At 61.8% G+C, this 1,131-nt stretch carries 1 protein-coding gene; it reads right to left on the bottom strand.

All coding sequences use genetic code 11. The features are described from left to right. Nucleotides 1-55: 55 nt before the first annotated feature. Nucleotides 56-1,015 carry an IS5-like element ISRta5 family transposase gene (locus tag ACIP1U_RS32625; RefSeq protein ID WP_400324086.1) on the bottom strand — a complete coding sequence of 320 codons (960 nt, stop codon included), beginning with the start codon at nucleotides 1,013-1,015 and terminating at the stop codon, nucleotides 56-58. Between the last annotated feature and the right edge of the window lie 116 nt (nucleotides 1,016-1,131).

Below are 1,131 nucleotides of genomic sequence, written 5' to 3'. Positions count from 1 at the left end.
CGGCGTTGTTGCATAAATCGAGATTGAAAACAGGGGCTCCTTGGTGAGGCTGAACTCAGGCGATACAAACGGATTGCGGGCGAGCGAGCGCGACCATGCGGTTGAGAACGCCCGCACGGATGGCCACTTCGGTGGCCTGCGACCCGATTTCGCGAGCCCACAGACTGTGTCCTGTCAGCGTCTTGAGGCGGTACATCAGGGTCTCTGCCAGCGAGCGCCGGTGATAGCCGCTGGCGGCTTTCCATTCGCGTCGACTGCTCTTCTCGATGACATCGATGGTCTCGTTACGCCAGGCTGCACCCGGCGTACTTTCGGACCATGGCTTCGCTCCATCGCGTGGTGGAATCGAGGGCTGTGCATCCCGCGCGGCAATCGCCGCGTGGCACGGCTTGCTGTCGTAAGCGCCGTCGCCTCCGATGGTATCGATCGGTGTATCAGCGGGGATTTGATCGAGCAGGTCGGCCAACACTTCGCCATCGCCAACGTCCTGATGGGTCATCAGCGCGGCACGGATTTGGCCGGTGTTCGCGTCCATGGCGAGATGGACCTTGCGCCAAGTCCGGCGCTTGGACCAACCGTGCTTGCGAACCTTCCACTCGCCTTCGCCGTAAAGCTTCAGCCCAGTGCTGTCGATCACCAGATGCAGCGGCTCGCCGGTACGCGAGGCGGGCAGCACGACGTTCAGATTCTGCGCGCGGCGGCTCAATGTCGTGTAGTTCGGCACTGGCAACGTTGGGAAGGCCAGGGTGCGCAAGCTCTGCGCGAAGCCTTGCAGCGCGCGCAGCGGCAGGTGGAACACCTGCTTGAGACCGAGCAGACCCTGGATCAGCGCATCCGTATAGACGAATGGGTGGCCACGCTTGGGCGACTGGGCTTTAGCCGGTGGCACGAGCAAGCTCTCTTCGACCCACATCGTCACGTCTCCTCGGGCTATCAGTCCCTTGTTGTACTGCGCCCAGTTCCTGACGCGGTAGACCCCCTTGGGCTCGGCTTGCTGTCGGTTGTCCTTGCGCATCATCCCGGAAAAAATCCGAGACACTACGCCGCTTCGTCAGAAGTTAACAGAGCCAGCGTTCCAGCCGTTGCGCGTAAACGTCAGCCCAACCGACCCCAGATTTATGCAACAACGCC

It is taken from the genome of Cupriavidus sp. NPDC089707 (assembly GCF_044748965.1).
Classification (GTDB): domain Bacteria; phylum Pseudomonadota; class Gammaproteobacteria; order Burkholderiales; family Burkholderiaceae; genus Cupriavidus.
Note: the sequence above shows the minus strand (reverse complement) of the source record. Positions and strands in the feature narration are given on the sequence as shown.